Source organism: Sphaerotilus sp. (genome assembly GCF_041083715.1).
GTDB lineage: Bacteria > Pseudomonadota > Gammaproteobacteria > Burkholderiales > Burkholderiaceae_C > Sphaerotilus.
Genome location: NZ_JBFPGY010000268.1, coordinates 1 through 7,501 on the forward strand (window position 1 = coordinate 1; position 7,501 = coordinate 7,501).

Consider the following 7,501-nt stretch of genomic DNA (forward strand, 5'->3'; position numbering starts at 1 on the left):
GCGCTGCTGAGCGCGCGGGCGGTGCGCGCACGCAGCCACGCGGTGCTGGACCACGTGGCGGCGGGCCGCTCGCCGCACTGGCGCTGGCAGCCGTCGCAGCTGGCGGAGACCGTCGCGGCGGTGGTCGGGACGACGCGGGCGAGCTACCCGGACCTGCGCGTGCCGGTCCACAGCCGGTGGCGGCATTTCGAGGCGGGTGGCGTGGACCGCTGGGCCGCACTCGCCGACGCGGCGGGGCTGGCGGGCGAGGCGCAGCGGCTGGAGCGCGCCCGCGTGCGCATTGACCTCGTGATCCCGAGCGTGCTGCTCGACGCCGGTGCAGGCGCGGCCTGGCACTACGGCGACGCGGCGCACGGCCAGCGCCTGTCGCGCTCGGAAGGGCTGGGCGTGGCGAGCTTCGACTGGTTCGCATGCGGTGGCTGGTCGGCTGATCCGGCGGCGCCGCTGCGCACCGATGCGTCGGCGCTCGCCGCGGTCACGCCCGACGCCCTGGCCGCTGCCTTCCAGGTGCGTGCCGACAACCCGCTGGTCGGGCTGGACGGCCGTGCCGCGCTGCTGCGGCGCTTGGGCGAAGTGATGGCGATGACTCCCACCGTGTTCGGCGCACCGGCACGGCTGGGGCATCTGCTCGATTTCCTGCTGGCGCAGGCCGAAGGGGACCGGATCGACGCCGATGTCGTGCTCGGCACGCTGCTGCGGGCGCTCGGCCCGGTGTGGCCGGGGCGGCTGGCGCTGGAGGGCGTCAACCTCGGTGACTGCTGGCACCACCCGGCGACCGCCGATGGCTGGATGCCCTTCCACAAGCTGACGCAGTGGCTGACGTATTCGCTGCTGGAGCCGCTGGCCGACGCGGGCCTGACCGTCACCGGGCTGGACGCGCTGACCGGCCTGCCCGAGTACCGCAACGGCGGGCTGCTGCTGGACACCGGCCTGCTCGTGCCGGCGTCGGGCACCTGGCCGACCGCGCTGCTGTCGGTGGACGCCCCGGCCATCGTCGAGTGGCGCGCCGTGACGGTGGCGGCGCTGGACCTGATCGCCGAGGGCGTGCGCGCCACGCTGGGGCTGTCGGCCGAGGCGTTTCCGCTGGCCTGCGTGCTCGAGGGCGGCACCTGGGCGACTGGGCGCCGCCTCGCCGCCGCACGCCGACCGGGCGGCGCGCCGCCGCTCGACATCGCCAGCGATGGCACGGTTTTTTAACGCTTCTTGACGAGGAGAACCGCCATGTCTTCAGTCCATGTCGTGGACCACCCGCTGATGCAGCACAAGCTGACCTACGTGCGCAGCCAGGACACCACCACCGACAACTTCCGCCGCCTCGTGCGCGAAATCGCCGCGATGCTGGCCTACGAGGTCACCCGCGATCTGCCGACCGCGCTGATCGACATCCAGACGCCCGTCGCCGCGATGCGCTCGCCGGTCATCAGCGGCAAGAAGCTGTGCCTGGTGTCGATCCTGCGCGCCGGCAACGGCATGCTCGACGGCATGATCGACCTGCTGCCCGGCGCCCGCGTCGGCCACATCGGGCTGTTCCGCGATCCGACCACGCTGGAGCCGATCGAGTACTACCTGAAGCTGCCCGAGGACATCCACGAGCGCATGGTGATCGTCGTGGACCCGATGCTGGCCACCGGCAACTCGGCCATCGCCGCGCTGCACCGGCTGAAGGAGGCGGGTGCCAGCAGCCTCAAGATGGTCTGCATGATCGGCTCGCCCGAAGGCGTGAAGGCGCTGACCGAGGCGCACCCGGACGTGCCGCTGACGCTGGCCGCGCTGGACGACCACCTCAACGACCACGGCTACATCGTGCCCGGCCTGGGCGACGCGGGCGACCGGATCTTCGGCACGAAGTGACCATGCCGACGGCGCGGGTCGGACGCATCCGGCAGGCGCGCGAGGCCGACATCCTGCGCGCGGCGGCGGGGGTCTTCGCCGCCAAGGGGTTCGCCGGCGCGACGATGCAGGACATCGCCACGGCGGCCGGCCTGCCCAAGGCGAGCCTGCACTACTACTTCCGCCACAAGCAGGCGCTGTACCGCGCGGTGCTGGCCGACCTGCTGCACGACTGGCTCGCCCCGGCCGACGCGCTCGCCGTCGATCGCCACCCGCACGAGGCGCTGAGCCACTACATCACCGAGAAGATGCGCATGACCGCCGAGCGGCCCGAGGCGTCGCGGCTGTTCGCCAGCGAGGTGCTGCGCGGCGCGCCGGAGATCGGCGACCTGCTGCGCACCGAGCTGCGGGCGCTGGTCGAGGCCAAGGTGTGCGTCATCGACGGCTGGAAGGCGCGCTGCTGGATTGCGCCGGACGTGGACGCGACGCACCTGTTCTTCACCCTCTGGGCCGCGACGCAGACGTATGCGGACTTTGACGCGCAGGTCTGCGCCGTGCTCGGCGTTGCGCGGCTCGGGGCAGACGACCTGCAGCGTGCCACCGACCATGTGCTGCGGACCGTGCTGCGCGGCTGCGGTGTCACCGAACCTGTCGAATCCGGAGCCTCGCCCCATGCTTGACCTGATCCTGCGCCACTGCACGCTGCCGGATGGCCGGCGCGACCTCGACATCGGTGTCCGCGACGGCCGCATCGTCGCGGTCGCGCCTGCGCTGGCCGCCACCGCTGCGGAGGAACTCGACGCCGCCGGCCAGCTCGTCACGCCGCCCTTCGTGGACGCGCATTTCCACATGGACTCGACGCTCAGCCACGGCCTGCCGCGTGTCAACCAGAGCGGCACGCTGCTGGAAGGCATCGCGCTGTGGGGCGAACTCAAGCCGACGCTGACGCAGGACGCGATCGTCGAGCGGGCGCTGACCTACTGCGACTGGGCGGTCGGCAAGGGGCTGCTGGCGATCCGCAGCCACGTGGACGTGTGCGACCCGCGGCTGCTGGCCGTCGAGGCGCTCTTGCATGTGCGCGAGCGGGTGAAACCGTACCTGGACCTGCAGCTCGTCGCCTTTCCGCAGGATGGCGTGCTGCGCTCGCCCGGCGCGCTGGCGCTGCTGCAGCGGGCGCTGGATCTGGGCGTGGACGTGGTCGGCGGCATCCCGCATTTCGAGCGGACGATGGGCGAGGGCGCGGAGTCTGTGCGCCTGCTGTGCGAGCTGGCGGCCGAGCGCGGGCTGTGCGTGGACATGCACTGTGACGAGACAGACGACCCGCTGAGCCGCCACATCGAGACGCTGAGCTTCCACACGCAGCGGCTGGGCTTGCAGGGCCGGGTGGCGGGGTCGCACCTCACGTCGATGCACTCGATGGACAACTACTACGTCTCCAAGCTGCTGCCGCTGATCGCCGAGGCGGGCGTGGCGGCGATCGCCAATCCGCTGATCAACATCACGCTGCAGGGCCGCCACGACACGTATCCGAAGCGCCGGGGCATGACGCGGGTGCCGGAGCTGCTGGCCGCGGGTGTGCCGGTCGCGTTCGGGCACGACTGCGTGAGGGACCCGTGGTACGGGCTGGGCAGCGGCGACATGCTGGAGGTGGCGCACATGGGCCTGCATGTCGCGCAGATGACCGCGCAGGCGGCGATGCACCAGTGCTTCGCCGCAGTGACGACCACGCCAGCGCGCATCCTCGGGCTGGCGGGCTACGGGCTGGACGTGGGCTGCCGGGCGGATCTGGTGCTGCTGCAGGCGCGGGATGTGGTGGAGGCGCTGCGGCTCAGGGCGCACCGGCTGCTGGTGCTGCGGGCCGGCCGGGTGGTGGCCCGCAGCGAGCCGGTGGTGACGCGACTGGACTTGCCCGGCCGCACCACGGCGCTGCGCTTCTGAGCGCTTGCAGCGTCCAGCCGCTGCCCACGACCGGCTACCGCTTGCAGAACACGGCGACCACACCGCCGCGGCCCGCATCATCGTCCTCGCCATCGGTGAGTTTCAGGCTGCGCGTGAACGTCACCATGTAGGCGCACTGCGGCCAGCCGGTGGTGTCCAGATGCACCTGGCCATGGCCGCCGCGCACCGAGCTGAACTGGTCGGGCGGCACCGGCGGCACCCCCAGGCCTGGCAGCGTCGGTGTTCCGCCGGGGATCACCGCCGAGGTGGACAGTCCCAGCGCCCACGCGCGCACCAGCTCATGGTCCATCGTGTAGCGCAGGTCCACCTTGTTCGTGATGCCTTCGCACGGAGTCGCGCCCGGTGCGGTGAACTGGTCGAGGTTGAACTCGGCGACCTCGATCCAGTTGTTGACGTGCAGCCGGTCGAGCTGGTTGCCGAGGGTCGCCCCAGGGCCGGAGACGGGCACAGCCTCGAAGAGGATCGAGATGTCCACGCCGTTCTTCAGGCTACCTGCCGGGATCGGGTTGCCGGCGCCCGCACCCGGCGCCACGCCACCGGGCACCAGCGCGTTCGTGTCGACCCGCAGCAGCGGCCCGGAAAAGCCCTGGTTGGTGGCGTCAGGCGGCATGGTGACCCAGCCGTCGGTGTCCGGCTGCAGCATCAGCGGCGGCATCGGCCCCCAGGAGCCGGGTGGCGGTCCGGGCGGGGCAGCAGGGAATGGCGCCGGCATCGGGCCGGTGTAGCCGCCGGACGGCGTGATCCACACGTCCTGCGGGTGCGTGCCCGGATCGCCGGGCAGGCCGTAGCTCCACGTCACCGGCCGCGTGCCGACCTTCTGCGCGACGACCATCGGGCCGGTGATCGGTGACGGCGTGGCCAGGCTGCCGCTCGGGCGCCACAGGAAGCGGTAGCGCAGCGGCTGGCTGGTGGCCGGGTGGCGGGTCGGGCAGTCGCCGACCAGCCGCGGGCTTTGCCAGAAGCCGAAGCCCGGGCCGCCGTGCTGGTTGGGGAAGCCGGCGGGCTGGGCGGTGGTGGTCAGGCCGGTGGTGTTGTCGATGTCGCTGTAGATGTTGAAGTCGCCGACACGGGTGAACCAGGCGTGTTCGACCGGTGGCACATCCTTCACGCACAGCGCCACGCAGAAGCAAGGGCCGACGTTCTCGCGCCCCGGTGCGCGGCCCTGGCTGGGAGGCTCGGTCAGCAGCGGCGTGCCGGATGGGCCGTCGATGCGGAAATAGACATCGGGACCGCCGATCAGTTCGATGTTGATCCAGGTGCCACGCCGGAAGTCGGCGCCGAGGTAGTCGATGCGGAACTTGCCCGAGGCGTCGGTCACGCCTGAGCCGATGGGGTCATCCACCAGCCAGTCGCGGTCGAAGGCGTAGACGGTGAGCCCTTCGGCGGCCTGTCCGGTGCTGCAGACGGTGACCCGGCCGCAGATCACCCAGGCGTCGAACAGGGCGCGGATGAAGCACCAGAAGCGCCGGGCCAGGCAGTGGTCCCAGGCGGCGATCTGGTCGTTCTCGCGCTGGCGCCACTGGGGTTGCACCGTGGTGATGGTGAACTGCACAGGGCCTTTGGGGGGCGGTTCGGGGCGGCGGTGTGGCACGGTGCCGCAGTAGACATCGATCTCGAACGCTTCGCCCGCGTACTTCTGGTCCTCGCCCAGCCTGGCGGTGAAGTTGCCGGACTCGTCGCTCATGCAATCGACGAGCAGGGCGCCAGCCTTGGCCCGGACCTGCTCGTCGGTGAGCACGGCGAAGGTGTCCTTGGTCTCGGCGACGGCGAGTCGGGTGGCATCCTGGTTGCTGCGCAGGCGGTAGAGCCGGATCTGGACGTTCGCCAGTGGCTCGAAACAGTCGTCGCAAAGGGCGCCACACAGGCGACCGCGAAAGAGGTAGGCCATGGTCTGCTCCTGGGAGTCGGATCGGTGGATCTTGACTGCTTTGGCGACCGGCGGCTGTGGCGGCATCCTCAAGGCTGTGGATGGCGGGTGGGCTGGGGGCTGCTGGCGCTGTGGCGGGTAGCCTGGGCAAAGAAAAAGCCCTAGAGCGTTGATTCTCTAGGGCTTTTTGGTGGTTCGGCGAACGCTTGCGAGCTTTGCCGAACGCTTGATTGGTGGAGCCGGGGGGAATTGAACCCCCGTCCGCAAGCCATCCTCAGGCAGTTCTACGTGTGTAGTTCTCTGATTTGAGTCTCATGTCGCTGACGGGCAGGAACACCCTTCAGACAACACCAGCCACTTTGTCTTGTACCCGGCTGTGTGACCCCACCAGATACCAGCCCATGTGTATTACCTCTCAGCCCTTGCGGACCCGGCCCATCGGCCAACCGTTGAGAGGCTCACCGGTGTTAAGCGGCGAGAGCGTACGTAGAGTCGTTCGCAGTTACTTTGTTTCCAGTGGTTTTACGAGCGAACTGGTGCTCGACACGCCCTGCTCCAATTCCGAACCCACGTCGAAACCAGGTCGGCCCCTGAACCGCATATCTTAGGTCATTCCGGGCAAGTTCAAGAGTTCGGCCGGAAAATTGATCAGGTGGTTGGCGCCCCAGGCCTCGATCGGCTCGCCTTGACCGAGATAGCCCCAGGTCACGGCGACCGTGCCCATGCCCGCAGCCCGGCCCGCCTGCACATCGCGCAGGTCATCGCCCACATACAGGCAGTGCGCGGGATCGACCCCCATGCGCCGGGCTGCTTCAAACAGCGGTTCGGGGTGCGGTTTGGCGTGCAGGGTGGTGTCGCCACAGACCAGTACGCGGCTGCGGTGTTGCAGCCCCGCCGCTTCCACCACGGGCGCGGCGAAGCGGCTGTGCTTGTTGGTGACGATGCCCCAGGGCAGATCGGCGGCATCCAGCGCATCAAGCACGGGTGCCATGTCGTCGAAAATCCGCGTCAAGCGCGTCATCCGGGCTTCGTAGATCGCCAGATATTCGACTTTGAGCGCCTCGAACTCGGGGTGCTCCGGCGTGATCTGCAGCGCCACGCCCAGCATGCCACGTGCACCTGCACCGGTCATCGGCCTGAAATCGGTCAGTGGAAGTGCGGGCAGTCCGCGGCGTTCGCGCAGATCGTTGCCTGCGCCACCCAGGTCCGGCGCACTGTCGATCAGTGTGCCGTCAAGATCGAACAATACCGCATGGACAGTAGAGGGTGTTTTCATGTTGTCCCCTTGCGGCACGCCAGCAGGTAGTTGACGCTGGTGTCGGCGCTGAGCCAGTAGCGCTTGGTCAGCGGGTTGTACTCCATGCCGCGGGTCTGCAGCAGGTCGAGCCCTGCCGAGCGGCACCAGGTCGCCAGCTCGCTTGGGCGGATGAACTTGGCGTACTCGTGGGTGCCGGCCGGCAGCATGCGCAGCAGGTATTCCGCACCGACGATGGCGAACAGAAAGGACTTCGGGTTGCGGTTCAGCGTGGACAGGAATACCCAGCCGCCGGGTTTCACCAGCTTCGCGCAGGCGGCGATGATGGAGGCTGGATCGGGCACATGCTCGACCATCTCCATGCAGGTGACGATGTCAAACTGGCCAGGGCGCTCATCGGCCAGCACTTCGGCGGCGACTTCGCGGTAGTGGACGTTGTTGATGCCGGCTTCCATGGCGTGCAGCTGGGCCACCTTCAGCGAACGTTCAGCCAGATCGATGCCCAGGACCTGGGCGCCCTGGCGTGCCATGGCTTCGCTGAGGATGCCACCGCCACAACCTACATCGATGATCTGTCGTCCATCGAGCGG

At 69.4% G+C, this 7,501-nt stretch carries 7 protein-coding genes and 1 other RNA gene; 4 read left to right on the top strand and 4 right to left on the bottom strand.

Features of this window, described 5'->3' with window-relative positions:
• From AB3X43_RS12115 to AB3X43_RS12130, 4 genes are all read left to right on the top strand, one after another.
• A partial coding sequence (locus AB3X43_RS12115) for a DUF1688 family protein (protein ID WP_369430108.1) occupies positions 1–1,197 on the top strand: 1,197 nt, incomplete at its 5' end.
• Between the two features lie 24 nt (positions 1,198–1,221).
• On the top strand, positions 1,222–1,851 hold the full coding sequence (upp, locus tag AB3X43_RS12120) for a uracil phosphoribosyltransferase (protein WP_369430110.1): 630 nt from the start codon (positions 1,222–1,224) through the stop codon (positions 1,849–1,851).
• Between the two features lie 2 nt (positions 1,852–1,853).
• Positions 1,854–2,510 carry a TetR/AcrR family transcriptional regulator gene (locus tag AB3X43_RS12125; RefSeq protein WP_369430111.1) on the top strand — a complete coding sequence of 219 codons (657 nt, stop codon included), beginning with the start codon at positions 1,854–1,856 and terminating at the stop codon, positions 2,508–2,510.
• Positions 2,503–3,768 carry an amidohydrolase family protein gene (locus tag AB3X43_RS12130; RefSeq protein WP_369430112.1) on the top strand — a complete coding sequence of 422 codons (1,266 nt, stop codon included), beginning with the start codon at positions 2,503–2,505 and terminating at the stop codon, positions 3,766–3,768. The genes AB3X43_RS12125 and AB3X43_RS12130 overlap by 8 nt, the downstream gene beginning before the upstream one ends.
• A 34-nt stretch (positions 3,769–3,802) precedes the next feature.
• Here the strand turns inward: AB3X43_RS12130 and AB3X43_RS12135 are convergent, their stop codons facing one another.
• The 4 genes from AB3X43_RS12135 to ubiG form a co-directional block, all read right to left on the bottom strand.
• A complete protein-coding gene (locus AB3X43_RS12135) occupies positions 3,803–5,677 on the bottom strand; it encodes a hypothetical protein (protein WP_369430113.1) in 1,875 nt (624 codons plus the stop codon).
• A gap of 210 nt (positions 5,678–5,887) precedes the next feature.
• Positions 5,888–6,247, bottom strand: a transfer-messenger RNA (tmRNA) gene (gene ssrA, locus AB3X43_RS12140).
• A gap of 13 nt (positions 6,248–6,260) precedes the next feature.
• On the bottom strand, positions 6,261–6,932 hold the full coding sequence (locus AB3X43_RS12145) for an HAD family hydrolase (RefSeq protein ID WP_369430114.1): 672 nt from the start codon (positions 6,930–6,932) through the stop codon (positions 6,261–6,263).
• Positions 6,929–7,501: bifunctional 2-polyprenyl-6-hydroxyphenol methylase/3-demethylubiquinol 3-O-methyltransferase UbiG (ubiG, locus tag AB3X43_RS12150; RefSeq protein WP_369430115.1), on the bottom strand; the 573-nt coding region annotated here is incomplete at its 5' end. The genes ubiG and AB3X43_RS12145, both read right to left, overlap by 4 nt.

Excerpts from the sequence above, each read along its gene's own strand:
- AB3X43_RS12145 (WP_369430114.1), bottom strand. The coding sequence starts at position 6,932 with ATGAAAACACCCTCTACTGTCCATGCGGTATTGTTCGATCTTGACGGC.
- upp (WP_369430110.1), top strand. The coding sequence starts at position 1,222 with ATGTCTTCAGTCCATGTCGTGGACCACCCGCTGATGCAGCACAAGCTG.
- AB3X43_RS12135 (WP_369430113.1), bottom strand. The coding sequence starts at position 5,677 with ATGGCCTACCTCTTTCGCGGTCGCCTGTGTGGCGCCCTTTGCGACGAC.
- AB3X43_RS12130 (WP_369430112.1), top strand. The coding sequence starts at position 2,503 with ATGCTTGACCTGATCCTGCGCCACTGCACGCTGCCGGATGGCCGGCGC.
- AB3X43_RS12125 (WP_369430111.1), top strand. The coding sequence starts at position 1,854 with ATGCCGACGGCGCGGGTCGGACGCATCCGGCAGGCGCGCGAGGCCGAC.